The organism is Pseudomonas sp. IPO3778, assembly GCF_013386825.1.
In the GTDB taxonomy this organism is placed as follows: Bacteria; Pseudomonadota; Gammaproteobacteria; order Pseudomonadales; family Pseudomonadaceae; genus Aquipseudomonas.
In genome coordinates this window covers 1-23,857 of sequence record NZ_JACARC010000022.1, presented here as the reverse complement: position 1 = coordinate 23,857, position 23,857 = coordinate 1, and the positions used below count along the sequence as shown (strand labels likewise).

At 61.2% G+C, this 23,857-nt stretch carries 28 protein-coding genes; 15 read left to right on the top strand and 13 right to left on the bottom strand.

The features are described from left to right. Window positions 1-29: 29 nt before the first annotated feature. Together HX855_RS09940 and HX855_RS09935 are read right to left on the bottom strand one after the other, a co-directional pair. Window positions 30-2,540, bottom strand: a complete 2,511-nt coding sequence (locus HX855_RS09940; RefSeq protein ID WP_177089299.1) for an ABC transporter permease — start codon at window positions 2,538-2,540, stop codon at window positions 30-32. Further along, complete coding sequence (locus tag HX855_RS09935) at window positions 2,540-3,223, bottom strand: ABC transporter ATP-binding protein (RefSeq protein WP_177089300.1); 684 nt, start codon at window positions 3,221-3,223, stop codon at window positions 2,540-2,542. Before HX855_RS09935 ends, HX855_RS09940 begins: the two co-directional genes overlap by 1 nt. 10 nt (window positions 3,224-3,233) lie before the next feature. Between HX855_RS09935 and HX855_RS09930 the strand changes: the two genes are divergently transcribed. The 3 genes from HX855_RS09930 to HX855_RS09920 all read left to right on the top strand — a co-directional run bounded on the left by HX855_RS09930 (window position 3,234) and on the right by HX855_RS09920 (window position 5,232). After that, window positions 3,234-3,839 (top strand): arylesterase, encoded by a 606-nt coding sequence (locus tag HX855_RS09930; protein ID WP_177089301.1) that lies wholly within the window; start codon window positions 3,234-3,236, stop codon window positions 3,837-3,839. Window positions 3,840-3,897: 58 nt separating this feature from the next. Next, window positions 3,898-4,191, top strand: a complete 294-nt coding sequence (locus HX855_RS09925; RefSeq protein WP_003218723.1) for a hypothetical protein — start codon at window positions 3,898-3,900, stop codon at window positions 4,189-4,191. A gap of 72 nt (window positions 4,192-4,263) precedes the next feature. Continuing rightward, a complete protein-coding gene (locus HX855_RS09920) occupies window positions 4,264-5,232 on the top strand; it encodes a L,D-transpeptidase family protein (RefSeq protein ID WP_177089302.1) in 969 nt (322 codons plus the stop codon). Window positions 5,233-5,364: 132 nt separating this feature from the next. Here HX855_RS09920 and oprI read toward each other — a convergent pair whose 3' ends face one another. Beyond that, window positions 5,365-5,616, bottom strand: coding sequence for an outer membrane lipoprotei OprI (gene oprI, locus HX855_RS09915; RefSeq protein ID WP_003172710.1), 252 nt, complete (start codon window positions 5,614-5,616; stop codon window positions 5,365-5,367). Between the two features lie 616 nt (window positions 5,617-6,232). On the opposite strand from oprI, the gene HX855_RS09910 reads away from it, so the two are divergent. After that, on the top strand, window positions 6,233-6,514 hold the full coding sequence (locus HX855_RS09910) for a GNAT family N-acetyltransferase (protein ID WP_003189869.1): 282 nt from the start codon (window positions 6,233-6,235) through the stop codon (window positions 6,512-6,514). Between the two features lie 113 nt (window positions 6,515-6,627). On the opposite strand, the gene HX855_RS09905 is transcribed toward HX855_RS09910, so the two are convergent. Then, window positions 6,628-7,704, bottom strand: coding sequence for a 3-deoxy-7-phosphoheptulonate synthase (locus tag HX855_RS09905; RefSeq protein WP_003218719.1), 1,077 nt, complete (start codon window positions 7,702-7,704; stop codon window positions 6,628-6,630). A 133-nt stretch (window positions 7,705-7,837) separates the two neighbouring features. Then, window positions 7,838-8,272 (bottom strand): PilZ domain-containing protein, encoded by a 435-nt coding sequence (locus tag HX855_RS09900; protein ID WP_177089303.1) that lies wholly within the window; start codon window positions 8,270-8,272, stop codon window positions 7,838-7,840. Between HX855_RS09900 and HX855_RS09895 the strand changes: the two genes are divergently transcribed. The 5 genes from HX855_RS09895 to cysB all read left to right on the top strand — a co-directional run bounded on the left by HX855_RS09895 (window position 8,271) and on the right by cysB (window position 12,198). Then, window positions 8,271-8,663 (top strand): thioredoxin, encoded by a 393-nt coding sequence (locus HX855_RS09895; protein ID WP_177089304.1) that lies wholly within the window; start codon window positions 8,271-8,273, stop codon window positions 8,661-8,663. The two genes, HX855_RS09900 and HX855_RS09895, sit on opposite strands and share 2 nt — an antisense overlap. Beyond that, on the top strand, window positions 8,660-9,622 hold the full coding sequence (locus HX855_RS09890) for a putative 2-dehydropantoate 2-reductase (protein WP_177089305.1): 963 nt from the start codon (window positions 8,660-8,662) through the stop codon (window positions 9,620-9,622). The genes HX855_RS09895 and HX855_RS09890 overlap by 4 nt, the downstream gene beginning before the upstream one ends. Window positions 9,623-9,637: 15 nt before the next feature. Next, on the top strand, window positions 9,638-10,555 hold the full coding sequence (locus HX855_RS09885; RefSeq protein WP_177089306.1) for a 5'-nucleotidase: 918 nt from the start codon (window positions 9,638-9,640) through the stop codon (window positions 10,553-10,555). Between the two features lie 63 nt (window positions 10,556-10,618). Beyond that, entirely contained in the window at window positions 10,619-11,119 is a 501-nt protein-coding gene (locus tag HX855_RS09880) for a universal stress protein (RefSeq protein WP_177089307.1), read from the top strand. A gap of 104 nt (window positions 11,120-11,223) precedes the next feature. After that, on the top strand, window positions 11,224-12,198 hold the full coding sequence (gene cysB / locus HX855_RS09875; protein ID WP_177089308.1) for an HTH-type transcriptional regulator CysB: 975 nt from the start codon (window positions 11,224-11,226) through the stop codon (window positions 12,196-12,198). A 5-nt stretch (window positions 12,199-12,203) separates the two neighbouring features. Here cysB and HX855_RS09870 read toward each other — a convergent pair whose 3' ends face one another. Continuing rightward, window positions 12,204-12,686 (bottom strand): GreA/GreB family elongation factor, encoded by a 483-nt coding sequence (locus HX855_RS09870; protein WP_177026766.1) that lies wholly within the window; start codon window positions 12,684-12,686, stop codon window positions 12,204-12,206. 15 nt (window positions 12,687-12,701) lie between these two features. Further along, entirely contained in the window at window positions 12,702-13,070 is a 369-nt protein-coding gene (locus tag HX855_RS09865) for a hypothetical protein (protein WP_177089309.1), read from the bottom strand. 131 nt (window positions 13,071-13,201) lie between these two features. On the opposite strand from HX855_RS09865, the gene earP reads away from it, so the two are divergent. Further along, window positions 13,202-14,335 (top strand): elongation factor P maturation arginine rhamnosyltransferase EarP, encoded by a 1,134-nt coding sequence (gene earP / locus HX855_RS09860; protein ID WP_177089310.1) that lies wholly within the window; start codon window positions 13,202-13,204, stop codon window positions 14,333-14,335. 49 nt (window positions 14,336-14,384) lie between these two features. Continuing rightward, window positions 14,385-14,957 carry an elongation factor P gene (locus tag HX855_RS09855; RefSeq protein ID WP_154743130.1) on the top strand — a complete coding sequence of 191 codons (573 nt, stop codon included), beginning with the start codon at window positions 14,385-14,387 and terminating at the stop codon, window positions 14,955-14,957. 159 nt (window positions 14,958-15,116) lie between these two features. Here HX855_RS09855 and HX855_RS09850 read toward each other — a convergent pair whose 3' ends face one another. The 4 genes from HX855_RS09850 to HX855_RS09835 all read right to left on the bottom strand — a co-directional run bounded on the left by HX855_RS09850 (window position 15,117) and on the right by HX855_RS09835 (window position 18,317). Then, the gene (locus tag HX855_RS09850; protein WP_177089311.1) at window positions 15,117-16,133 is read right to left on the bottom strand and encodes an alpha/beta hydrolase; all 1,017 of its coding nucleotides are present in this window, start codon (window positions 16,131-16,133) and stop codon (window positions 15,117-15,119) included. 30 nt (window positions 16,134-16,163) lie between these two features. Next, entirely contained in the window at window positions 16,164-16,583 is a 420-nt protein-coding gene (locus HX855_RS09845; RefSeq protein WP_177089312.1) for an organic hydroperoxide resistance protein, read from the bottom strand. Window positions 16,584-16,836: 253 nt separating this feature from the next. Continuing rightward, on the bottom strand, window positions 16,837-17,289 hold the full coding sequence (locus HX855_RS09840) for a MarR family winged helix-turn-helix transcriptional regulator (RefSeq protein ID WP_177089313.1): 453 nt from the start codon (window positions 17,287-17,289) through the stop codon (window positions 16,837-16,839). Window positions 17,290-17,366: 77 nt separating this feature from the next. Then, window positions 17,367-18,317, bottom strand: a complete 951-nt coding sequence (locus HX855_RS09835; RefSeq protein ID WP_177089314.1) for a LysR family transcriptional regulator — start codon at window positions 18,315-18,317, stop codon at window positions 17,367-17,369. 108 nt (window positions 18,318-18,425) lie between these two features. Between HX855_RS09835 and HX855_RS09830 the strand changes: the two genes are divergently transcribed. Continuing rightward, window positions 18,426-19,175 (top strand): sulfite exporter TauE/SafE family protein, encoded by a 750-nt coding sequence (locus HX855_RS09830; RefSeq protein ID WP_177089315.1) that lies wholly within the window; start codon window positions 18,426-18,428, stop codon window positions 19,173-19,175. Here HX855_RS09830 and HX855_RS09825 read toward each other — a convergent pair. Then, complete coding sequence (locus HX855_RS09825; RefSeq protein WP_177089316.1) at window positions 19,165-20,046, bottom strand: LysR family transcriptional regulator; 882 nt, start codon at window positions 20,044-20,046, stop codon at window positions 19,165-19,167. The genes HX855_RS09830 and HX855_RS09825 overlap by 11 nt on opposite strands. Before the next feature lie 70 nt (window positions 20,047-20,116). Between HX855_RS09825 and HX855_RS09820 the strand changes: the two genes are divergently transcribed. Together HX855_RS09820 and HX855_RS09815 are read left to right on the top strand one after the other, a co-directional pair. Beyond that, window positions 20,117-20,323 (top strand): DUF1127 domain-containing protein, encoded by a 207-nt coding sequence (locus tag HX855_RS09820; protein ID WP_177089317.1) that lies wholly within the window; start codon window positions 20,117-20,119, stop codon window positions 20,321-20,323. A 45-nt stretch (window positions 20,324-20,368) separates the two neighbouring features. Continuing rightward, window positions 20,369-21,598, top strand: a complete 1,230-nt coding sequence (locus HX855_RS09815) for a winged helix-turn-helix domain-containing protein (protein WP_177089318.1) — start codon at window positions 20,369-20,371, stop codon at window positions 21,596-21,598. On the opposite strand, the gene HX855_RS09810 is transcribed toward HX855_RS09815, so the two are convergent. After that, window positions 21,578-22,924, bottom strand: a complete 1,347-nt coding sequence (locus HX855_RS09810) for a class II 3-deoxy-7-phosphoheptulonate synthase (RefSeq protein ID WP_177089319.1) — start codon at window positions 22,922-22,924, stop codon at window positions 21,578-21,580. The genes HX855_RS09815 and HX855_RS09810 overlap by 21 nt on opposite strands. A gap of 118 nt (window positions 22,925-23,042) precedes the next feature. Here HX855_RS09810 and HX855_RS09805 point away from each other — a divergent pair, with 118 nt between their 5' ends. Continuing rightward, window positions 23,043-23,798, top strand: coding sequence for a spermidine synthase (locus HX855_RS09805; protein ID WP_177089320.1), 756 nt, complete (start codon window positions 23,043-23,045; stop codon window positions 23,796-23,798). Window positions 23,799-23,857: the final 59 nt, after the last annotated feature.

Below are 23,857 nucleotides of genomic sequence, written 5' to 3'. Positions count from 1 at the left end.
TCTGGAATGAGTGCGGGCCGTTCGCGTTTTCAGCCCTCGCGCAGCACGGTCAACGGGCTGGCGTTCAGCGCGCGGCGAGTGCCGAACACGCCTGCGCCGCCGATCAGCACGGCGCCGATCACCGGCAGCAATAACAGCCAGGGATGCGGGTGCCAGGTCAGGTCGAACGCATAACGATACAGCACCAGCGTCACCAACTCCGTGCCCAGTGCCGCCAACAGGCCACTGACCGCGCCCAACAGCCCAAACTCGATACGCCGTGCCTTGACCAGCAACTTGCGCTCGGCCCCCAGTGCCCGTAGCAGGGCCCCTTGGCGAATTCGCTCGTCGAGGGTGGCCTGGAGCCCGGAGAACAACACCGCCATCCCCGCCGCCAGGACAAACAGCAACACGTATTCCACCGCCAGGGTGACCTGGGCCAGGATGCTGCGCAGTTGTTCAAGCAGCGCTTCCACTTGCAGGATGCTCACTGCCGGGAAGGCCCGGGACAGGTCGACGATCTGCTGGTCATGCCCGGGCGCCAGGTAGAAGCTGGTCAGGTAGGTGGCCGGCAGGTCCTTCAAGGTGCCTGGCTGGAAGATCATGAAGAAGTTGGGCTGGAAGTTGTCCCAGTTGATTTCCCGCAGGCTGGTGACCCGTGCTTCACGGTTTTCCCCGCCGACGGTAAACACCAGATGATCGTTGAGCTTGAGTTTCAAGCTGTCCGCGACCTTGGCCTCGACCGAAACGCCCGGAATCTCATCCGTAGGCTGTGCGGTCCACCAGGTCCCCGCCGTCAGTGTGTTGCCCGGTGGCAGGTCGGTGGCCCAGGTCAGGCTCAAGTCCCGCTGTACCGCACGATCTCCGCTGGAGTCCTTGCTCACAATCTCCTGCACCGGGGCGCCATTGATGCTGATCAATCGGCCCGGCACCACCGGGTACAGCGGGGCGGCCTGCGCCTGCAGTTCCTGCAGGCGTGCGCCGAAGGTGTCTTTGTCGGCGGGCAGGATGTTCAGGGCGAAATAGTTGGGGGCGTCCTTGGGCAACTGGTTTTGCCACGTATCGAGCAATTCGCCACGCAACAACGCGATCAAGCCCATGGACAACAGGATCAGCCCGAACGCCAGGGACTGGCCCGCCGCCGCCAATGGATGGCGCAGCAATTGGCCCAGCCCCAGGCGCCAGGGCAGGGAGGCCCGGGCCAGCAGGCGTCGCAGGCTTTGCAACAGCAGCAGGAGCAGGCCGCCGAGAACCAGCGCGGCAATCACGCCACCGCCCAGCAGGGCGAAGGTCAGCACCAGGTCGAGGCTCAGGCGCCACATGATCAGGCCCAGGGCGAACAGCGCGGCCCCGTAGACCATCCAGGTGCTGGACGGGATGGGCAGCAGGTCGCGCCGCAACACCCGCAGCGGTGGCACGCGACCCAGCGCGGCGAGTGGCGGCAGGGCGAAGCCGGCGAGGGCCACCAGCCCGGTGCCGATTCCGGCGATGGCTGGCAACAACCCACCGGGCGGGACGTCCGCCGGCAACAGGTCATGTAACAGCGCAAACAGGCCCAATTGCGCGAGCCAGCCGAGCAGGGCGCCGGTCAGGCTGGCCAGCAGCCCCAGTACGGTCAGCTGCAGGCTGAACAGCAGCATGGTCTCGCGCCGTGAGAGCCCGAGGCAGCGCAGCAAGGCACTGGCATCAAAGCGCCGGCTGGCGAAGCGGTTCGCCGAGAGCGCCACTGCCACGCCGGAGAGCAGCACAGCCACCAGGCTGGCCATGTTCAAGTAACGCTCGGCTTTGCCCAGCGCCCCCCCGATCTGCTGGTTACCGTCACGTGCGTCCTGCAGCCGCTGGTTGGCCGCGAGGCCGGGCTTGACCAACTCGCGGTAGGTTTGCAGCACCGTGCCGCCTTGCGGTGCGCGCCAGAGGTCGCGGTAACTGACGCGGCTGCCGGGCTGCACCACACCGGTGGCGTCGAGGTCGGCCAGGTTGATCATCACCCTGGGCGTCAGGCTATAGAAGTTGCCGGCGCGGTCCGGCTCGTAGGTCAGCACGCGGGCCAGGTGCAGGGTCTTCATACCGACGTCGATGCTGTCGCCGATTTTCAGGCCCAGCGCCGTCAGCAGCCGAGCTTCCACCCACGCCTCACCGGGCTTGGGGACACCCCCGGCGGTCTCCTCGCCAAAAGGCTCGGCGGCGCTCTTCAGTTCGCCACGCAACGGGTACTCGTCGTTGACCGCCTTGATGCTGGACAGCTGGATGCCATTGTCAGTGGCAATAACACTGGAAAACTCGACGACCCGGGCGTGCTGCAAGCCCAGCTCGGTGCCACTCTGGATCTGCTCGGTGCGGGCGGGTGAGCTGCCCTCCAGCACCAGGTCGGCGGCCAGGAACTCGGTGGCGCGCAACATCATGGCGCCGTTCAGGCGTGCACCGAAGTAACCGATGGCGGTGCTGGCGGCGACGGCCACCAGCAGGGCGAAGAACAGCACCCGCAGTTCACCGGCGCGGGCATCACGCAGCAACTGGCGAAGGGCAAGGCTGAACAGGCGCAACAAGGGCAAGCGTGCCATCAAGGCTCCAGGGGCGCGACCATCAGGCCGGCTTCAAGACGGATCAGGCGGCGGCAACGGTGGGCCAGGCGCTCGTCATGGGTCACCAGCACCAGGGTCGTGCCGCTCTCTTTGTTGAGTTCGAACAGCAGGTCGCTGATGCGCTCGCCGGTGTGGCTGTCGAGGTTGCCGGTGGGTTCGTCGGCAAACAGCACGTCCGGTTCGGCGGCAAACGCCCGGGCAATCGCCACCCGTTGCTGCTCGCCACCCGAGAGTTGGCGCGGCGAGTGGGTCAGGCGCTGGCCCAGGCCGACGCGCTCGAGCAGGTGTCTGGCGCGTTCGCGGGCGTCCTTGCGGCCGTCCAGTTCCAGCGGCAGCATCACGTTTTCCAGCGCATTGAGGCTGTCGAGCAACTGGAAGGACTGGAACACAAACCCCACGTGCGCTGCGCGGATGCGCGCGCGTTGATCTTCGTCGAGGGTGCTCAGGGCTTGCCCGGCGAGGGTGACTTCGCCGCTGCTGGGCAGGTCGAGGCCGGCCAGCAGGCCCAGGAGGGTAGATTTGCCGGAACCTGAGGCGCCGACGATAGCCAGGCTATCGCCCTTGTTCAGTTCCAGGCTCAGTTCGTGCAGGATAGTCAGTTCACCTTCCGCGCTGGGAACCACTTTGCTAAGGTTTCGCGCGGTGAGAATGCTTGTGCCCATGGAGAATCCAATGCGAACGTGGTTTTTGAGTGCTGGCCTGGCCTTGATGTGCATGGCCCAGAACGCAGCGGCGGGTACAGTCCTGATCGTTGGCGATAGTATCAGTGCCGGTTTCGGACTGGATACCAGCAAAGGGTGGGTCGCGTTGTTGGGACAACGGCTCAAGAGCGAAGGTTTCGACGATAAAGTGGTCAACGCCTCCATCAGCGGCGACACCAGTGCCGGAGGCCTGGCGCGGCTGCCGGCGGCGCTTGCAGAGCATAAGCCGGACCTGGTGATCATTGAGCTGGGGGGCAATGACGGCTTGCGTGGGCAGCCACCCGCGCAATTGAAACAAAATCTTGCATCGATGATCGACCAGTCCAAGGCCGGCGGTGCCAAGGTACTGCTGCTGGGGATGCAACTGCCGCCCAATTACGGCCCCAAATACACCACCGCGTTCGCTGAGGTCTATGGGGCCCTGGCCAAGGAAAAAAGCGTCCCGCTGGTACCGTTTTTCCTGGAAGGCATCGGCGGCCATCCGGAGTTGATGCAGGCTGACCAATTGCACCCGGCAGTTGGCGCACAAGGCAAGTTGCTGGAAAATGTCTGGCCAACGCTAAAACCACTGCTATGACGCTTTTCTAGCAGCGGTCTTTCGGCTAAGGTGGCGCCCCCCCGATCTGGAGCCCCCGATGTCGCGTCCTGCCTGGTCCCTGTTTGCCTACCAACTGATCGAGCCTGACGAGCAGCTGGATCTGTTCGCCTGCCAGGAAGTCCGGGTGCATCTGGTGACGCGTCAATTGGAGTTGGGCGGGTCTATCGACCGCACCCTCTGCGGTACTTTATTGCCTGCCCAGCCACGCTGGTCATCGGTGGATCGCTCGATCTTCCAGGATCAGCGTTTGTGCCCTCTGTGCCGGGCGATCCTTGAGTCGCAAAAGCGCGGTACACCGCCGATCTGGCCAGAGCTGCGCTTCGAACTTTGAATAGGGATGCCCGCCGGGCAGCCGTGTACAATCCATTTTTTACTACCCGTCGATCTGCGAAGGAATTCCCGGATGTTGTCGCGCCTCTCCGCCGTCACCTGCTGCCTGTCTCTCGCTGCGCTCTGCGCGGCCGGTTCTGCTGCCGCCTTGCAGTTGCCTTTGCCGCCACCGGGTGAAGATATCGTTGGCCAGGTCCAGGTGATCAAGGCCAAATACGAAGATACCTTCGCCGACCTGGGCACCACTTACGACCTGGGTTATTCGGAGATGGTCGCGGCCAACCCCGGCGTCGATGCCTGGTTGCCGGGAGCGGGCACCGAGATTGTGCTGCCGACGCGCTTCATCCTGCCACCCGGCCCGCGTGAAGGCATCGTGATCAACCTCGCGGAATACCGGCTCTACTACTACCCCAAGGGCCAGAACGTGGTGTACACGTTCCCATTGGGCATTGGCCGTGAAGGCTGGGGTTCGCCGGTGGCCCACACCACCATCACGGGCAAGATCCCTAACCCGACCTGGACCCCGCCCGCCTCGATCAAGGCCGAACACGCCGCCAATGGCGACCCGCTGCCCAACGTGGTGCCGGCTGGCCCGGACAACCCGCTGGGGCCGTTCAAGTTCACCCTGGGCACGCCCGGCTACCTGATCCACGGCTCCAACATGAAGTTCGGTATCGGCACCCGTACCAGCCACGGGTGCTTCCGCATGTTCAACAACAACGTGCTGGAAATGGCCAGCATGGTGCCGGTGGGCACGTCGGTGCGGATCATCAACGATGCCTACAAGTTTGGTGCTGCCGGTGGCAAGGTGTATCTGGAAGCCCATACGCCGTTGAACGACGACGGCACCCCGTCGGTGGTCGACAAGCACACCGCGGTGATCAACGCCTTGCTCAAACGTGAAGACCTGTCCAGCAACCTGCGGGTCAACTGGGACCAGGTGCGTGACGTCGTTGCCGCCGAAGACGGCCTGCCGACGGAAATCGGTGTGCCGGGCGGGGCGCCGATGGTGTCAAGTACGCCGGTCGATCTGCAGCAGTAAGCCTGCACGACGGATAACCCGTCACTGGCGTTGGCCGTGACGGGTTTTTTATTGCCCGGATTTTGGCCAAATTCCAGGCAAAAAAAAGCCGATCCAAGAATGGATCGGCTTGATAACAACCCCGAAGGATTATTACTTGCGGCTTGCTTTTTCAAGCATGCGCAGAGCGCGCTCGTTAGCTTCATCAGCAGTCTGTTGTGCTTTTTGAGCAGCAGCCAGAGCTTCATCAGCTTTACGGTAGGCTTCGTCTGCACGGGCCTGGGAGCGAGCTGCTGCGTCTTCAGTTGCAGTCAGACGAGCTTCGGTTTCTTTGGAGACGCTGCTGCAACCGGTAGCCAGAACTGCGGCCAGAGCCAGAGCAGAGAATTTCAGAACGTTGTTCATCGTGTTCCCCTTCAAGGACTTTCTATTAAATGGCTACTTTCTCAGAGTGAGCTAATAGCCGGCGTACATACTACCCATTACTTGTAGTAAGTAAACTGACGTAGCGCAAGAAGCAAAAAAAATTCTCGCGGCCAATCTATTTTGGCTAATCTTTTGAGAGTCTGTATAAAATTTACTCAGATTCCTGCACTCTGCCGGAGATTGGATCCAGCCTGAAAGGGCCGGCCGGCATGTGTTAAGCCATGTAAACATAAGTCAGTTTATATATCGTCCGTGACACTATTGTTCAGATTGCCTTTTCGTCATTCGGTATCTTTTGTGCATGTTGAGGTGACTTTAAGAGCGCGAGTTCGTCTCAAGCTTCAACTGCCGGCAATGTTCAGGCCATCGACCTAATGGCCCTTTCTATGTCCGTCAGCGCAGGGGGATGACGAGTGTGCCTTGAGCAATTGTGCGATTGGTGCCTACTATTTCCATGGGCTGGTTGTGAGCGCTAGTGCAAGGCACTGGCGGCATTTCTCGTTGTCGAAACCGGCACCGGGTGGCGTAGATGTTCCTTCGCCGGAAAAACATCGGTAAGGTAGGGGTCAGAAACCAAGACCCGCGAGGAGTAGTGATGAGCGAGGCGTTGTCCATCCACCATGACCAGGCTGGTCATCAGTTCGAGACCAATGTGGACGGTCATCGTGCCTATCTGACCTATATGGACCTTGGGAAGCAGACCCTGGATATCTATCGCACCTTTGTGCCCAACGCCCTGCGAGGCCGTGGCATCGCTGCCGCACTCACCGAGGAAGCGTTGAAGTTCGCCGAAGAGGCCGGATATACGGTGATCCCGTCCTGCTCCTACGTGGAGCGTTACATGGAGCGCCACCAGCGCCATGCCGCGAAGCTCTGACATTTAGGGTAGGCGGGACGCGGAGCGTTCCTGGGGCATTCCCACGCGGAGCGAGGGAATGATCAAGAAAAACGCCGGGCTTGGCCCGGCGTTTTTGTGTCCGCAGTCTTTGTTCAGCCGCGTTGGCGCTTGGGCAAAACATCCTTGAGCTTGGCGTGCATGCTGCGCAAGGTGGTCTCGGTGGCGGACCAGTCGATGCAGGCATCGGTGATCGACACGCCGTATTGCAGGTCGGCCAGGTCTTTTGGAATCGCCTGGCAGCCCCAGTTCAGGTGGCTTTCGACCATCAGGCCGATGATCGACTGGTTGCCTTCCAGAATCTGGTTGGCCACGTTCTCCATCACCAGCGGTTGCAGGGCCGGGTCCTTGTTGGAGTTGGCGTGACTGCAATCGACCATGATGTTCGGCTTGATCTTCGCCTTGTTCAGCGCCTGTTCGCACAGGGCCACGCTCACCGAATCATAGTTGGGCTTGCCATTGCCACCGCGCAGCACCACGTGACCGTAGGCATTGCCCTTGGTGGTGACGATGGACACGCCACCTTCCTGGTTGATGCCCAGGAAACGGTGAGGGCTGGAGACTGACTGCAGGGCGTTGATCGCCACGGTCAGGCCGCCATCGGTACCGTTCTTGAAGCCCACGGCCGAGGACAGGCCGGAAGCCATTTCCCGGTGGGTCTGGGATTCGGTGGTGCGTGCGCCGATCGCCGACCAGCTGATCAGGTCTTGCAGGTACTGCGGGGAAATCGGGTCCAGGGCTTCGGTTGCCGTCGGCAGGCCCATTTCCGCGAGGTCCAGCAGCAACTGGCGGCCGATGTGCAGGCCGTCCTGGATCTTGAAGGAGTCGTCCAGGTACGGGTCGTTGATCAAGCCTTTCCAGCCGACGGTGGTACGCGGTTTCTCGAAATAGACGCGCATCACCAGGTACAAGGTGTCGGACACTTCCGCCGCCAGCACCTTCAGGCGCTCGGCGTATTCGTGGGCAGCCTTGAGGTCATGGATCGAGCACGGCCCGATGACCACGAACAGGCGGTGGTCGGTGCCGTCGAGAATCTCACGGATGACTTCGCGGCCCTTGGTGACGGTCTGCAGGGCAGCGTCGCTCAGGGGAATTTCGCGCTTGAGCTGATCGGGCGTGATCAGGGTCTCGTTGGATTCGACGTTAAGGTCGTTGATCGGTAAATCAGCCATCGTGTTACTCGTCAGGGTCACGGGTGCCGGCCGCCAGCGATCCCCGTGCGGCGGAGCACAGCATGATTTAAGTGCAGCGGGGAGCCGAACCTTAGCGCGTTACAAGGCTGCGAGACAATGGGCAAAGGCGGCTTTAATCCAGCACCGGCTGCACAAAAGCCTCATGGGAGAACTCGCCGGCATGGCGCATGACCCATTGTCGGGCGAGGGCTTCGCTCTGCCGGGGTGTCGGCTGGGTGCCTTCGTGAAGGCGGCAGTAGCGTTCGATCTGGCACACTTGCTCACCCATCCGCGCCCCGAACAGCGCCTGTTCATCGGTAAAGGCAACACCAACGCGGTAGCCGTTTTCAGCTTTGCGGCACCACGCTACATAGCCCGGATAGCGTGCCGTCAGGCCCAGCGAGGGGATGCACATCTCAATGGCCGTGCCCTGTCGCCAGGCACGTGGACAATTGCATGCGACGCCGCCCAGGCCGATAGTGTGCAGCCGTTGGCGGGAAATGCCGGAAATGGGGCGTTGGGTTATTTCGACAGCGACATCATCAGGGTGAGGAAAGAAACGACCCATGCACACGGACTCCGAGCACCGTCCAGTTGACGGCGGTGGCAGCAGTATAGTGAAAGAACTGCAACTTACCGATCTGAATATCGACCAGCAATTATTGGGGCTTCCCGGCACCTCGCTGGTGGTGTTTACCGGTGAGGGCTGTTCCCGTTGCCGTTTCCTGCACCAGCAACTGCCGGGGTGGGACGTGCCGGTGGACCGGGTCTGCTGGGTGGATGCAGGTCACAATGGTGGCGCGGTGGAGCGCTACGAGATCTTTCATCTGCCGGCGTTGTTTGTGGTGTGCGACGGCAAATTCCATGGAATATTAGCGTCACTGACACGTCTGACCGCCAGCGACCTGACTCAAGGTGTGCAGCAGGCGCTCAAACGAATTCCAGAGGAGTTGCCATGATTGACGTAACAAAGCAGTCGCCACGGATCGGGATTATCGGCACCGGGGCCATTGGTGGCTTTTACGGTCTGATGCTCGCACGTGCCGGCTTCGATGTGCATTTCCTGCTGCGCAGCGAGTACGCGGCGGTCAGCGAGCGCGGCCTGCAACTCAACAGCACGATCCACGGCACCTTGCACCTGCACCCGGTGCAAGCCTATGCCCGCGCCGCCGACATGCCGCCGTGTGACTGGCTGCTGGTGGGCACCAAGTCGACCGGTAATGTCGAACTGGCCCCGACCATCGCCCAGGTCGCGGCCCCGGACGCCAAAGTGGTGTTGCTGCAAAACGGCCTCGACGTCGAAGACAGCCTGCGTGAACACCTGCCCCCCTCGCTGCACCTGCTGGGCGGCCTGTGCTACATCGGCGTGCACCGCTCAGGCCCGGGGATTGTCGAGCATCAGGCGCTGGGCCGGGTCAACCTGGGTTACCACAGTGGCCCTGCGGCCAACGATGACGCCGGCCGGCAGGCGATTGTCGAAGAGGGCGCCGCGCTGTTTCACCGGGCCGGTATCGACTCCCAGGCCATGGCCAATGTGCATCAGGCGCGCTGGCATAAGCTGGTGTGGAATGTGCCTTACAACGGTCTCTCGGTATTGTTCGGTACCGGTACCACGGCCATGATGGCGGATGAGTCCAGCCGTGAACTGATCCAGGCGCTGATGGCCGAGGTGGTGCAGGGTGCCCATGCCTGCGGGCATGAGATTCCTGGCAGTTACGCCGGGCAGATGTTCACCATGACCGAGAGCATGGCTGACTACCTGCCCAGCATGTATCACGATTACGCACACAAGCGCCCGCTGGAACTGGCGGCGATTTATGCGCGGCCCCTGGCTGCCGCAAAGGCGGCCGGTTGCGAATTGCCGCGCATGCAGGCGCTCTACCAGGCGTTAAGTTTTATGGATCGGCATAACCGCTGATTGGGGGGAACACGCATGGCAAAGGGATTGGGCGACAAACTGGTGCTGGCGATTTCTTCGCGGGCGCTGTTCGATCTGAGCGACAGCCACAAGGTCTACCTGGCCCAAGGCGTGGAGGCGTACCGCAAGTACCAGATCGAACACGAGGAAGAAACCCTTGAGCCCGGTGATGCCTTCCCGCTGGTGAAGAAACTCCTGAGCCTCAACGCCAGCCTCGGCCGTGCCCGGGTCGAGGTGGTGCTGGTGTCGCGCAACAGTGCCGACACCGGTTTGCGCGTGTTCAATTCGATCCAGCATTACGGCCTGGATATCTCCCGCGCCGCGTTTGTCGGCGGGCGCAGTCCTTATCCGTATCTCGCGGCGTTTGGCTGCCACCTGTTCCTGTCCACCCATGCCGAGGATGTGCGCAGCGCCCTGGACGCCGGGTTTGCCGCCGCGACCATTTTGTCGGGCGGCGCACGTCGGGCCTCCAGCGCCGAATTGCGGATTGCCTTCGACGGCGACGCGGTGCTGTTTTCCGATGAGTCCGAGCGCATCTATCAGTCGGGAGGCCTCGAGGCCTTCCAGGCCAGCGAGCGGGAATCTGCCCGTGAACCGTTGCGTGGCGGTCCGTTCAAGGGCTTTCTGGCGGCACTCAATCTGTTGCAACGTGAGTTCCCCGATGAGTCCTGCCCGATCCGAACGGCACTGGTGACCGCCCGTTCGGCGCCGTCCCACGAGCGGGTGATTCGCACGCTGCGCGAGTGGGATATCCGTCTCGACGAGTCGCTGTTTCTCGGCGGCCTGGAAAAAGCGGCGTTCCTCGAAGCGTTTGCGGCCGACGTGTTTTTCGATGACCAGGCCGGGCATTGCGAGAAGGCCAGGGAGGTCGTGGCCACCGGGCATGTCCCCCATGGCATCAGTAACGAGTTGAAAATTCAGACCGAGGGCTGAGCACTGCCGAAGGCGCTGCTAAGCTGAATCAATCTCCGCCATCCTGGCTGTCCAGGAGGTTCTATGATTCGTTCGATGCTGTACGCCACTGACCTGGGTCTTTATGCGCCGTATGTGATGCAACATGCCCTGGCGCTGGCGCGAACGTTCAAGGCTGATCTGTATGTGATTCACGTGGTCGAGCCCATCGGGCTGTTCGCCGAATCGGTGTTGCAGAGCTACCTTGATGAGCAGGCCTTGAGTGAATGGCAAACCCAGGGGCTGACGACGGTGATGGCGACGATCGAGCAACGAGTGCTCGACAGCTTTCGCGAGGAGTTGGGGGAAGGGGAGCAGGACCTCAAGTTGATCCGTTCGGTGCGGGTGATCCAGGGCGACCCCTGTGAAGTGATTCTCGACCAGTCGCAGAAACTCTCTGTGGATTTGTTGATCGTAGGTAGTCACAGCCAGGCGGTCGGGGTGGCGACACCCTTGGGGAGAACCGCTGCACGGGTGCTGCAGCTGTCTCAGGTGCCGGTGTACCTGGTGCCGTTGTTGCAGCGTCGCCGAAGTGACGACAGGTGATGGCTAGAAAACGATAAAAAGTTCTAGATTTATCCGTATAACCTTTAATATAGTTATATACCGTCGCTGATACCCGTGGCGTCTATCCGCTTTGAGGGACACATATGAAGCTTCAACAACTGCGCTACATCTGGGAAGTGGCGCACCACGACCTCAACGTTTCCGCTACCGCTCAAAGCCTTTACACCTCGCAACCCGGTATCAGCAAGCAGATCCGCCTGCTCGAAGACGAGCTGGGCGTTGAAGTGTTCGCGCGCAGCGGCAAGCACCTGACCCGCGTCACCCCGGCCGGTGAGCGCATCATCACCACCGCCGGCGAGATCCTGCGCAAGGTCGAAAGCATCAAGCAGATCGCCCAAGAATTCTCCAACGAGAAGAAGGGTACCCTGTCGATCGCCACCACCCACACCCAGGCCCGTTATGCGCTGCCGCCGGTGATCAGCAGTTTCATCAAGCAGTACCCGGACGTGGCCTTGCACATGCATCAGGGGTCGCCGATGCAGATCGCCGAGATGGCCGCAGACGGCACCGTCGATTTCGCCATTGCCACCGAAGCCCTGGAACTGTTCGGCGACCTGGTGATGATGCCGTGCTACCGCTGGAACCGCTGCGTTGTGGTCCCACACGGTCATCCTCTGGCCAAGCTGCCGAAGCTGACGCTGGAAGCCCTGGCTGAATACCCGATCGTGACTTACGTATTCGGGTTCACCGGCCGTTCGAAGCTCGACGAAGCCTTCAGTCACCGTGGCCTGACGCCGAAAGTGGTGTTCACCGCCGCCGACGCCGACGTGATCAAAACCTATGTGCGTCTGGGCCTGGGCGTTGGCATCGTCGCCAAGATGGCGGTCGACACCAAACTCGACAGCGACCTGGTGGTGCTCGATGCCAGCGAGCTGTTCGAGTCCAGCGTGACCAAGATCGGTTTCCGTCGTGGCACCTTCCTGCGCGGCTTCATGTGCGACTTCATCGAGAAATTCGCGCCGCACCTCACGCGTGAAGTGATGGCCAAGGCCATCCAGTGCCACAACAAGCAGGAACTCGAAGAGCTGTTCGACGGCGTTGAACTGCCGGTTCACTGATCGGCTTACTTCACCTCGGTAACAGCAAACTGTTGCCGAGCGCCTCCTACCAGAATCTCCACCTCATCCCCTTCGAACTTGCCCAGCAGGCTTTTGCCCAGGGGCGAGCGTGGGGTGATGACGGTCACCGGTTGTCCCACCACATCGACTTTCAAACCTGCGCCGTCCGGCGCCAGGAATAACCACTGCTGGCGATCGTTTTCATCCACCAGCCCCAGCAATGCACCCACTTCGATACCGCGCTGGTCGTCGTAGGCACGCAGCTGCATGTTCTGGCAGAGGGTCAGCGCCTGCTTGATCTCCTCAACGCGCCGCGCCTGGCCGGCTGCGAGATAGGACGCCTCCAGCCCGAGGGTGTCGTACTTGTTCTCGGCGATGTTTTCTTCGTGGGTCGCGGTTTCGTAGGCAGTTTGCGCAGCGCGCTGGGCGATATCGAGATCGACCGCGAGCTTGTCCAGGACCAGTTGGTGAACGGCGTGCTTATTCATGGGCGGCTTTGGTGATCAATCGCAAAATTGCAGGACGTTGGCCCGGCTCTTGTCGTTGGGAGCGTTCTGGTCCTGTTGCAACCAGAACTGACATTTGGGGTTGGACAGGTTGCGCGGGTTGTTGCGGGCCTGGTCCAGGGTCTGTTGTTGCTCTTGCTTGCGCAGGTTCTCCTGGTACTGCTCGAACATGCGATTCGGCGGCTCCGGTACCACCTCCGCCGGTTTGCCCAACTGCTGCACGACCCGGGCCACCGGTGCCACGGTTTGTTCAGGCAAATAGCGGGACGCCAGCCACAGGCTCAGCACAATGGCGATAAACCCCAACCACAGGCCGAACGCTACGGCGATACTGAGCTTGAACAGCGAGAACGAACGATCAGACATGGTGGCCTCCTGGCAGGCACGTGCGGCATGGCGCCGATTGTCCCACAGCCGCGTGCAGAATAATCGCGATCAACCCTTCGCATTCAAGGCATTTATACGGACAATCGAGCCTTTGAGCGTTGGAGCCCGGAATGAAAGCCCGCTGGGATATTTTTTGCAGCGTCGTCGATAACTACGGCGACATCGGCGTGACCTGGCGCCTGGCCCGGCAATTGGTGGCTGAACAAGGTTGCGCGGTGCGCCTGTGGGTCGACGACCTGCGGGCGTTCGAGCGCATGTGCCCCGACATTGATGTGCAGGTGCACCAGCAGTGGCAAGAGGGCGTTGACGTGCGCTACTGGCCTGGCGACTGGCCGGCGACCGAAGCGGCAGACGTGGTGATCGCTGCATTCGCCTGCCAATTGCCGCCTGACTATATGGAAGCGATGGCCGCATGCGAACGCACGCCGTTGTGGATGAACCTGGACTACCTGAGCGCCGAAGACTGGGTCGTCGGCTGCCACGGCCTGCCATCGGTGAAATTCAAGGGCGTGCAAAAGTACTTCTTTTTTCCCGGGTTTCGTCCTGGCACCGGCGGGTTGCTGCGTGAAGCGGGGCTGCTGGAACAGCGCGATACCTTCCAGCGAGACGCCGCTGCCCGTCAGCAATTTTTGCAAGCCCTTGGGGTTTTTCCGGCAGCCGGCGCGCGAATGATCTCGTTGTTTGCCTATGAAAACGCCAGGTTGGCCAGTTGGCTCGACGTGCTGGCCGCCGACGGGCGCGCCACCCATTTGTTGGTGCCGGAAGGGCGGATCCTGGGTGATGTGCAGCGCTGGCTGGGTGTCGACTCTCTGAGCGTGGGCGATGTGCAACAGCGCGATGCCTTGACCGTGCAAGTGCTGCCGTTCGTGCGCCAGGAGCAATACGACCGCCTGTTGTGGTGCTGCGACTTCAACGCCGTGCGCGGCGAAGACTCGTTCGTGCGGGCGCAATGGGCCGGGCGACCTTTGCTGTGGCACATCTATCGTCAGGACGAAGACATTCACCTGGACAAGCTGGATGCTTTCCTTGAGCTGTATACCGAAGGCCTGTCCCCCGCCGCAAAAACTGCGTTGGTCACCCTTTGGCAAGCCTGGAACGCTGATGGCGATATGGCACAAAGTTGGAAAATGCTGCTCGAACACTGGCCAGAAGTGACCGCGCATGCCGAAAAATGGGCTCTGGAACAAGGCTCGCGGACCGATCTTGCGACGGCGCTGGTACAGTTTTATGTAAATTGGATATGATACGCGACCTTGATTTTTGTAAATCCCATCCAAATTTCGGATATTCGCAATGAAAACTGGTAAAGAACTGAAACCCGGTACAGTGATCCGTCTCGAAAACGACCCTTGGCTGGTTCAGAAAGCTGAGTTCACCAAGTCTGGTCGTAACAGCGCAATCATGAAGACCAAGCTGAAGAACCTGCTGACCGGTTACAAGACCGAGATCGTCTACAGCGCCGATGACAAACTGGACGACGTGATCCTCGACCGCAAAGAAGCGACCCTGTCCTTCATCAGCGGCGACACCTACACGTTCATGGACACCACCGACTACACCATGTACGAGCTGAACGCCGAAGACATCGAAGCCGTTCTGCCGTTCATTGAAGAAGGCATGGAAGACGTCTGCGAAGCTATCTTCTTCGAAGAGCGCCTGGTTTCCGTAGAGCTGCCGACCACCATCGTGCGTAAGGTCGACTACACCGAAGGTTCCGCTCGCGGCGACACGTCGGGCAAGGTAATGAAGCCTGCCAAACTGAGCAACGGTACCGAACTGCAAGTTGCAGATTTCATTGAAATCGGCGACATGATCGAGATCGACACCCGTGAAGGTGGTTCGTACAAAGGTCGCGCCAAGAAGTAATTCTGGCGACACCGGTACAACAAAAAGCCCGCTGTAGGAGCGAGCTTGCTCGCGAAAAACTTCAACGATAACGCGTATATCCTGGATATACGCGGTGCCTATGAGTTCTTCGCGAGCAAGTTCGCTCCTACAAGTGGGCTTTTTATTGGGCGTTAGGTTTTACTTCAGGTGTTGCTTGAGCTCATCCGAGGCTTGTAGCAAGGCCGAGCGAACTTCCGGTACCTGGCTGATGACGTTCAGCAAACCGTAGTCGTGGATCATGCCGTTGTAGCGCACGGTGGTCACCGGCACGCCGGCCTCATCCAGTTTGCGGGCATACGCCTCGCCTTCATCACGCAGCACATCGGAGCCGGCGGTCTGAATCAACGCAGGTGGCAAACCCTTGAGCTGTGCGGTGGTGGCCCGTAGCGGTGACGCATAGATCTCGGCGCGTTGCTTGGCATCGGTGGTGTAGTTGTCCCAGAACCACTTCATCATGTTTCGGGTGAGGAAGTGACCCTCGGCAAACTGGTTGTAGGAACCCGTGTCGAAGTTGGCGTCAGTTACCGGCCACAGCAGCAGTTGGAACTTGATCGCCGGGGTGCCCTTGTCCTTGGCCATCAAACTGACCACGGCCGCCATGTTGCCACCGACACTGTTACCGGCAACGGCCAGGCGTTTGCTATCGACGTTGATCTCTTTGCCGTGTTCGGCCACCCATTGGGTCGCACCATAGGCCTGGTTGATCGCCACCGGGTAGTGCGCTTCTGGGGAGGGCGTGTAGTTGACGAACACCGCTACGGCCCCCGAACCCACCACCAGGTCTCGCACCAGGCGTTCATGGGTCGGGTAATCACCCAGCACCCAGCCGCCACCGTGGAAGAACATGAACACGGGCAATGTCCCCTTGACCCCGGCCGGACGCACGATGGTCAGCTCCAGCGGCTTGCCATCGACCTGAATGGTCTTCTGGCTGACGTCGGCCTTGGGCAGGGTCAACTTGACGCCGGCCTGGGCGCCAGTCAACACCGCACGGGCCTCCTTCGGCGTCAGTTGTTCCATCGGCTTGCCGGTCCCGGCGTTCAACACATCCAGAAAAGCCTGGGTGGTGTGCTCGACATCGCCGGTGGCGGCGAAGGCATTGGTGACGGACAGCGCGAGCAGGGTACCGGTGAGTGCTTTACCAAATGTGTTCATGTTGTTCTCCTGGAGCAGACGGGTTGGGGGTTAAACCGCTACGTGCAAACGCACGTCGACGTTGCCACGGGTGGCGTTGGAGTACGGGCAAACTTGGTGGGCCGCGTCGACCAGGCTTTGTGCGTCGTCCTGGGCGAGACCGGGCAGGCTGATGTGCAGGTCGATGTCCAGGCCGAAACCGCCGGGGATTTGACCGATGCCGACGTGGGCAGTGATCGAAGCGTCATCCGGGATTTTGCGTTTGGTCTGGCTGGCGACGAATTTCAGGGCACCGATAAAGCAGGCGGAGTAACCGGCGGCGAACAGTTGTTCCGGGTTGGTGGCCTGGCCACCTGCGCCGCCCAGTTCTTTTGGCGTGGAGAGCTTTACATCAAGGATGTTGTCGCTGGAAACAGCGCGACCATCACGGCCGCCGGTGGCGGTGGCTACTGCGGTATAGAGCGTTTGCATGGTGGTTTCCTTGTCAGTATTTGCGCTAATTGTTTGCGCGCTAAGTAAGTGGCGAGATGAATGTATCGCGCTAATAATTAGCGCGCAAGATAAATATACAAAATAATTTTTTGCCGAGCTCGATAGCGGACGCTACTAAGCAAATGTGGGAGCGGGCTTGCTCGCGAATGCGGTGTGTCAGTCGCAAGATACATTGACTGACGCACCGCATTCGCGAGCAAGCCCGCTCCCACATTTTTGCTGCTTTGGTGCCTTAGATAGCACCCTGCAGGTTGCTTCGCAATTGCAGCAAATCGCCCTGCAGCTTGCGCAGTTGTTCCATGTCCAGCCCACTGGCGCCCAGAATGCACTGTGGAATATCCATCGCCTTGTCCCGCAGGGCACGTCCGGCATCGGTCAATTCAACCACCACGACGCGTTCATCTTCACGGCTGCGGGTGCGGCTGAGCAGGCCTTCGGCTTCCAGGCGCTTGAGCAGTGGCGTCAGGGAGCCGGGATCCGTCAGCAGGCGAGTGCTGATCTCGCCTACGGTCAAACCGTCTTCTTCCCATAACACCATCATGGCCAGGTACTGCGGGTACGTCAGGCCGAGGGCTTGCAGCAGGGGTTTGTAGACCTTGGTCATCAACAATGAAGTGGAATGCAGGGCAAAGCACAGCTGGTTGTCGAGCAACAGAGATTCGCAAGTATCGAGGGACTGGGTCATGAGGGCGCCTTAAAACGTGTTTGACCTGAAATCTAGCGGGCAAATCTTTAACGCGCCAGGTAATTCTGTCCTGTCGGTCAACCAAAGGCACTTTGCAGGGCCAGGTCCCAAGGCGGGACGGGGCTGAAACGAGCCTTGAGGTATTCCAGCAGTAGCCGGCTGCGGGCGTTGGCGTGTTGTTCCAGACGCAGGGCGTAGATGCCGGCGGTTTCAGGTGTTGGCAGGCCGTTCTCGCAGAACAGCGGTACCAGTTCGCCGCGCACCAGGTATTCACTGGCGAGCCAGGTGGGCAGGTGCGCAATGCCCAGTCCCGCCAGGGCGCCTGAAAGCAGGGCTTCAGCGTTGTTGGCACTGATGCGGATGCGTTGCGGTCGGTAGGTGGCTTTGCGCCCGTCCAGCTCAAAGCGCCAGGCGAACATCGGTGCCAGGCCTTCCCAATCCAGGCCATCGTGCTCGTTTAACTGGCTGGGATGGGTGGGTGTGCCACGGCTTTTCAGGTAAGCAGGGCTGGCGCAGGCAATGCGCACGATACTGGCCAGAGGCGTGGCAATCAGCCGGGTGTCGACGATATGCCCGGCTCGCAGCACCAGGTCGACCTTGCCCAAATGCTCACCCTGCATGTCGACAAAGCTGTCTATCAGGTGCAGGTGTACGTCGAGGCCCGGGTATACATTCAGAAAATCGGCGATGGCGGGCGCCAAGTGCCGTCGACCGAAGGCCGCGGGCGCGTCCACGCGGATCAGCCCTTCAGGTGCATGGCTCAGTGACACTGCTTCGGCCCGGGCCAGTTGCAGTTCGCTGACGATCCGCCGGGCGCGCTCGGCAAACGCCAGCCCGGCAGGCGTTGGCACCACGGCATGGGTGCTGCGTTGAAACAGCCGGCTGCCCACCGAGCTTTCGAGGCTGTCGATGCGTCGCGCCACGGCCGAAGGCGTGAGCGGATGACGGCGCGCAGCGGCAGAAAAGCTGCCGGCTTCCAGCACATCGAGAAACAGGCTCAGTTGATCGGTCAAGTGATTGGGGTTCATCAGCGGCTGCTTATGCGAAGTGGGCACAGCCATTGTGCGTTGCTGTGCGTTTCCGCGCCAGAGTGGACTGCGTAGCATGCAAGGCTTGGGATTGGCAGGAGCGAAGTGGTGGCAGATTTAGCGTTGTATTTGGTCATGGGTGTGGCGTTGGGCACCGTCGGCGGCTTGTTCGGGATTGGCGGTGGGTTGATTGCGATTCCCGTGTTGGGCGTGTTTTGCGGCCTGGACCAACAGATCGCCCAAGGCACGGCCCTGGTGATGGTGGTGCCGAACGTGATGCTCGCGTTGTGGCGTTACCACCAGCGCAACCGCATCGAATTGCGCCATGCATTGCCGCTGGGGGTGATGGGGTTCTCCTTTGCATGGCTGGGCTCGATCTGGGCGGTGGGCATTGATGCGGGCGTGATGCGGGTGGGGTTTATCGCGTTCCTGTTGGTGTTGGCGTCCTACAACCTGCTGCGAATGTTTACCCATAACGCACCGCCTTCGGCACAGATGCGCTATTCCTGGCCGTGGCTGGGGGTACTGGGCGCGGCGTCCGGGTCCATGGGCGGTTTGTTCGGGGTGGGCGGCGCGGTGGTGGCCACGCCGGTGCTGACCAGCCTTTTCGGCACCAGCCAGGTGGTGGCCCAAGGGCTGTCACTGGCCCTGGCCCTGCCGAGCACCAGCGTGACCCTGGTGACCTACGCCTGGCACCAGGAAGTGGACTGGCTGATCGGCGTGCCCCTGGCCGTCGGCGGCCTGCTCAGCATCAGTTGGGGCGTGAAAGTTGCCCACGCCATGCCGGAGCGCCTGTTGCGCGGGCTGTTCTGCGGGTTCCTGGCGATTTGTGCGGTGATGCTGACCTTTAAAGTTTGAAGCCTTCGAGGATGTATTCGGCGAGGCATTCGGTGATCGGCGAGGTGGTGCGCGGGTTGCGCAACAGCCGCAGATTGACCGACGGCAGCGGCGGGAAACCGTCCGCTGCGCCCAATATGCGCAGGTCTTCGGTCACCAGGCTTTCCATGTTGATCGTGACGGCCAGGCCTGCGCCCACCACCGCCAGGATCGCGGCGCCGTTGGAGCTGTGATACGCCAGTCGATACTCCTGCCCTTGTGCATCCAGCGCGGCGCGTGCCCACTGCGTGCAAAAGCTGTCGAGGCCGGAAATGGCCAGGGGCAGGGCGCTGTGCTCGTCCAAGCAAAAGCACGGCGCTGCCACCCAGACCATGGGTTCATGGCGCAGCAGTTCGCCGATTTCATTTCCCGGTTCGCGGCTGATCACGGTCAGGTCGAGGTCCCGGCGCTGCATCAGCACCAGCGACGACTCGCAGTGCATCTCAATCTGGATCAGCGGGTACGCCTTGGAAAAGCGCTTGAGAATCCCCGGCAGGTAGCGCATCACGTAATCGTCCGGGGTGCCGATGCGCACCAGCCCGACCATGTGCGGCTCGCGCAGGGTATTAAACACTTCGCTGTGCAGCTTCAAAATCCTGCGGGCATAGCCCAATAGCACCTGGCCTTCGGGCGTCAGCCGTACCTGCCGGCCATCACGCTCGAACAACTTGCGCTGCAACACATCTTCTTCCAGGCGTTTCATCTGCATGCTCACCGCCGACTGGGTGCGGTTGACCTGCTCGCCAGCGCGGGTGAAGCCACCCTGATCGGCGATGGCGACGAAGGTGCGCAGGACTTCGGTGTCGATACTCGGGTAGCTGGACAATCGATCAATCTCCGAGATGTATTGCATAAGAAACATTCGTTGGATTGATCATAGTCCCAGGCACAGACTTCAGTCATCCCCACTGGAGGGCGAGATGATGAAAGGTCAAAGAGGTTTTGTGCTGATGGCGAAACGGCCGCTTTCCGGGCTGTTCCAACTGGGTTCCCGGTGGCTGGCCGTGCACCGTGAACGCCAACTGTTGATGGGCATGAGCGATGATGCGCTCAAGGATATCGGGCTCAACCGGGGTGATGTCGAGCAGGAAAGCCGCCGGCATTTTTGGGAAGACCCGCTGCGGAAATGACTCGGGATGCAGTAGGGTGGTTCGCGAGCACATAAGGAGATGCCCATGCCCGCAGAACTGTCCTTTTCCCTCAAGCAGGCGCGACGCCTGGCGCTGGCCGCCCAAGGTTTTTCCGGGCGCCAGCCGCCGGCGTTGATCAAGGCCGCGCAGGTCAATCGCCTGGTTGAGCGTTTGGGCGTGTTGCAGATTGATTCAGTAAATGCGGTGGTGCGCTCGCACTACCTGCCGCTGTTTTCCCGCCTGGGCAATTACGCTCCGCAGATTCTTGAGCAGGCCGCCTGGAGCTCGGGCCGGCGCCGCTCGCTGTTTGAGTATTGGGGCCATGAGGCCTCGCTGTTGCCGATGGCGCTGTATCCGTTGATGCGCTGGCGCATGGCGCGGGCGGCCCAGGGGCAGGGGATCTATCAGCAAATGGCGCGGTTCGGTCGCGAGCAGCAGGCCACCATCGCCCGGGTGTTGGGCATCGTCGAGCAGCAGGGCGCCTTGGGTGCGGGCAGTTTGTCGACCCGCGAGGAGCGTGCCGGCCCCTGGTGGGACTGGAGTGATGAAAAGCACGCCCTCGAATGGTTGTTCGCCGCAGGCTTAGTGACCGTTGCCGGGCGGCGTGGTTTTGAGCGGTTGTATGACTTGCCGGAGCGAGTAATCCCGGCCGACATTCTCCAGCAAGCCCCCTTGGGCGAGGCCGAGGCCCAGCGTGGCCTGCTGCTGCACAGCGCCGCGGCGTTGGGGGTGGGCACTGAAAAAGACCTTCGCGATTACTTCCGCCTGGACCCGGTCGACAGCCGTGGACGCCTGTCGGAGTTAGTCGAGGACGGGCAATTGATCACGTGCGAGGTTCAGGGCTGGAAACAGCCGGCCTATTGCCTGCCCGAGCCTAAAGTCCCGCGCAAGGTGCCTGCCAGTGCGCTGTTATCACCTTTTGATTCGCTGATCTGGGAGCGCAGTCGTACCGAGCGTTTGTTCGATTTCCGCTATCGGCTGGAGATCTACACCCCTCAGGACAAGCGGGTGTACGGCTATTACGTGTTGCCGTTCCTGCACCATGAGCGGATCGCGGCGCGGGTGGATTTACGCGCGGAGCGGGCGGCCGGACGCCTGGCGGTGCATGCCGTTCACGAGGAAGAACCGGGGCTGGACGAGCAGGGCATGCAGGCGCTGGCCCTGAATCTGCGGCAGATGGCCGACTGGCTCGGGCTTGAGCAGATACAGCTCAATTGCCAGCGGGCCAGTGCAGCGCGGTTGCGGGTGGCACTGTTAGCGCTTGACCTGTTTTAGCGTCTCGGCAATCAGGAACGCCAGTTCCAGGGACTGATCGGCATTCATCCGCGGGTCGCAGTGGGTGTGGTAGCGGTCCGACAGCCCGTCCTCGGTAATCGGACGCGCGCCGCCGATGCACTCGGTGACGTTCTGCCCGGTCATCTCGATATGAATCCCGCCGGCGTAAGTGCCTTCGGCTGCATGCACCTGGAAGAATTCCTTCACCTCACTGAGGATCTGCGCGAAGTCCCGGGTCTTGTAGCCGCTGCTGGCCTTGATGGTGTTGCCGTGCATCGGGTCGGAACTCCACAGCACCTGCTTGCCTTCGCGCTGTACGGCGCGGATCAGGTTCGGCAGGTGGTCGCCGACCTTGTTGGCGCCCATGCGCGCAATCAGGTTCAGGCGGCCCGGGTCGTTGTCCGGGTTGAGGATGTCGATCAGGCGGATCAGGTCGTCGGGGTTCATGCTCGGGCCGACCTTGACCCCGATCGGGTTGTTCACCCCGCGCAGGAACTCGACGTGGGCACCGTCCAGTTGGCGGGTGCGATCACCGATCCACAGCATGTGGGCCGAGCAGTCGTAGTAGTCATTGGTCAGGCTGTCGCGGCGCACGAACGCTTGCTCGTAGTTGAGCAGCAACGCCTCGTGGGCGGTGAAGAAACTGGTCTCGCGCAGTTGCGGCGAGCTGTCCATGCCGCAGGCGCGCATAAAGGCCAGGGTTTCATCGATACGGTCGGCCAGTTGGCTGTACTTTTCGGCCAGGGCCGAGTTGGCGATGAAGTCCAGGTTCCACTTGTGCACTTGGTGCAGGTCGGCAAAACCGCCTTGGGCGAACGCCCGCAGCAGGTTCAGGGTGGCGGTGGACTGGTGGTAGGACTGCAGCAGGCGGTCCGGGTCCGGTACGCGGCTCTTTTCGTCGAAACCGATGCCGTTGACGATATCGCCGCGGTAGGCGGGCAGGGTGATGCCGTCGATGGTTTCATCGTTGGAAGAGCGCGGCTTGGCGAACTGGCCGGCCATGCGCCCGACCTTGACCACCGGGCAGCCGGCGGCGAAGGTCATCACAATTGCCATCTGCAGCAGCACCTTGAAGGTGTCGCGGATTTTTGCCGCCGAGAACTCGGCAAAACTCTCGGCGCAATCGCCGCCTTGCAACAGGAACGCGCGACCCTGGGTCACCTCGGCAAACTGACGGCGCAACTCCCGGGCCTCACCGGCAAACACCAGCGGCGGATAACTCGCCAGGTTTTGCTCGACCTGCGACAAGTGCGCGGCGTCAGGGTACTGGGGTTGTTGCTGGATCGGCAGGGCGCGCCAGCTGTCGGGGCTCCAGGGTTGGCTCATCATGAACTCGAGTGATTGGCGGTCGGGGCGCCATGTTATCAGCAATTAGTACGTGACCTGCAGCCGCCGGTTCGCCCACAATCCCGCCTTTCCCGTTGGCTCGCCGTTAGGAGTTGCAATGTCTGAGGAGCGCGTCGAGCGCCTGCTGGCCGAGGTCCATGATGACTTCGGCATGATCCGTGTGCTGGAAGTGGCGGATTACCGCTTTCTCGAGTTCGGCGATGCCATTGAGCAGAGTTGCGTGTTTACTGCCGACCCGAGTTGGCTGGAGTATGACTACACCCGCGCGATGCTGATTGGGGCGTTGTGCCATGAGCAGCCGGAGAGTGCGTTGTTTCTTGGGTTGGGGGCTGGGACGTTGACCCAGGCGTGCCTCAGGTTTTTGCCTTTGGACGATGTTGAAGCCATTGAGTTGCGGCCTGATGTGCCGCGCCTGGCCATTGAGTTTCTGGGGCTGGATGATGATCCCCGGCTGTACATTCGCGTTGGGGATGCCTTGGAGTTGTTGCCGACTGCGGAGTCGGCGGATCTGATTTTTGTCGACCTGTATACGGATGTCGGGCCGGGGGCGGGGCATCTGGCCTGGACGTTTCTGGAGAATTGCCAGAAGAAGCTGAATCCTGGGGGCTGGTTGGTGATCAATCAGTGGGCTACGGATGATGGCAAACCGTTGGGTGCTGCGTTGTTGCGTGGGTTGTATCACCGGCATTACTGGGAGCTGCCGGTGAAGGAGGGGAATGTGATTCTTTTGGTGCCTGCGGATTTGGATCAGGATTTGGATGTGGCTGCGTTGTCGGCTCGGGCTGAGGTTTTGGCGCCGCGGTTGGGGTATTCGCTGCAGGCGTTGATCAAGGTGATTCGGCCGGCTACGTAGGTTTTTGGTGGTGTACATATCCGTTATTTAGGTAACGGCCGCTTAGGGTTCCGCTCTTA

Coding starts and splice junctions, on each gene's coding strand:
- HX855_RS09880 (WP_177089307.1), top strand. CDS start 10,619: ATGATTCGTTCGATGCTGTACGCCACTGACCTGGGTCTTTATGCGCCG.
- HX855_RS09920 (WP_177089302.1), top strand. CDS start 4,264: ATGTTGTCGCGCCTCTCCGCCGTCACCTGCTGCCTGTCTCTCGCTGCG.
- HX855_RS09890 (WP_177089305.1), top strand. CDS start 8,660: ATGATTGACGTAACAAAGCAGTCGCCACGGATCGGGATTATCGGCACC.
- HX855_RS09835 (WP_177089314.1), bottom strand. CDS start 18,317: ATGAACCCCAATCACTTGACCGATCAACTGAGCCTGTTTCTCGATGTG.
- HX855_RS09805 (WP_177089320.1), top strand. CDS start 23,043: ATGTCTGAGGAGCGCGTCGAGCGCCTGCTGGCCGAGGTCCATGATGAC.
- HX855_RS09840 (WP_177089313.1), bottom strand. CDS start 17,289: ATGACCCAGTCCCTCGATACTTGCGAATCTCTGTTGCTCGACAACCAG.
- oprI (WP_003172710.1), bottom strand. CDS start 5,616: ATGAACAACGTTCTGAAATTCTCTGCTCTGGCTCTGGCCGCAGTTCTG.
- HX855_RS09935 (WP_177089300.1), bottom strand. CDS start 3,223: ATGGGCACAAGCATTCTCACCGCGCGAAACCTTAGCAAAGTGGTTCCC.
- HX855_RS09815 (WP_177089318.1), top strand. CDS start 20,369: ATGCCCGCAGAACTGTCCTTTTCCCTCAAGCAGGCGCGACGCCTGGCG.
- HX855_RS09900 (WP_177089303.1), bottom strand. CDS start 8,272: ATGGGTCGTTTCTTTCCTCACCCTGATGATGTCGCTGTCGAAATAACC.
- HX855_RS09895 (WP_177089304.1), top strand. CDS start 8,271: ATGCACACGGACTCCGAGCACCGTCCAGTTGACGGCGGTGGCAGCAGT.
- HX855_RS09820 (WP_177089317.1), top strand. CDS start 20,117: ATGAAAGGTCAAAGAGGTTTTGTGCTGATGGCGAAACGGCCGCTTTCC.
- HX855_RS09925 (WP_003218723.1), top strand. CDS start 3,898: ATGTCGCGTCCTGCCTGGTCCCTGTTTGCCTACCAACTGATCGAGCCT.
- HX855_RS09845 (WP_177089312.1), bottom strand. CDS start 16,583: ATGCAAACGCTCTATACCGCAGTAGCCACCGCCACCGGCGGCCGTGAT.
- HX855_RS09825 (WP_177089316.1), bottom strand. CDS start 20,046: ATGCAATACATCTCGGAGATTGATCGATTGTCCAGCTACCCGAGTATC.
- earP (WP_177089310.1), top strand. CDS start 13,202: ATGAAAGCCCGCTGGGATATTTTTTGCAGCGTCGTCGATAACTACGGC.
- HX855_RS09910 (WP_003189869.1), top strand. CDS start 6,233: ATGAGCGAGGCGTTGTCCATCCACCATGACCAGGCTGGTCATCAGTTC.
- HX855_RS09885 (WP_177089306.1), top strand. CDS start 9,638: ATGGCAAAGGGATTGGGCGACAAACTGGTGCTGGCGATTTCTTCGCGG.
- cysB (WP_177089308.1), top strand. CDS start 11,224: ATGAAGCTTCAACAACTGCGCTACATCTGGGAAGTGGCGCACCACGAC.
- HX855_RS09855 (WP_154743130.1), top strand. CDS start 14,385: ATGAAAACTGGTAAAGAACTGAAACCCGGTACAGTGATCCGTCTCGAA.
- HX855_RS09850 (WP_177089311.1), bottom strand. CDS start 16,133: ATGAACACATTTGGTAAAGCACTCACCGGTACCCTGCTCGCGCTGTCC.
- HX855_RS09810 (WP_177089319.1), bottom strand. CDS start 22,924: ATGAGCCAACCCTGGAGCCCCGACAGCTGGCGCGCCCTGCCGATCCAG.
- HX855_RS09870 (WP_177026766.1), bottom strand. CDS start 12,686: ATGAATAAGCACGCCGTTCACCAACTGGTCCTGGACAAGCTCGCGGTC.
- HX855_RS09940 (WP_177089299.1), bottom strand. CDS start 2,540: ATGGCACGCTTGCCCTTGTTGCGCCTGTTCAGCCTTGCCCTTCGCCAG.
- HX855_RS09930 (WP_177089301.1), top strand. CDS start 3,234: ATGCGAACGTGGTTTTTGAGTGCTGGCCTGGCCTTGATGTGCATGGCC.
- HX855_RS09865 (WP_177089309.1), bottom strand. CDS start 13,070: ATGTCTGATCGTTCGTTCTCGCTGTTCAAGCTCAGTATCGCCGTAGCG.
- HX855_RS09905 (WP_003218719.1), bottom strand. CDS start 7,704: ATGGCTGATTTACCGATCAACGACCTTAACGTCGAATCCAACGAGACC.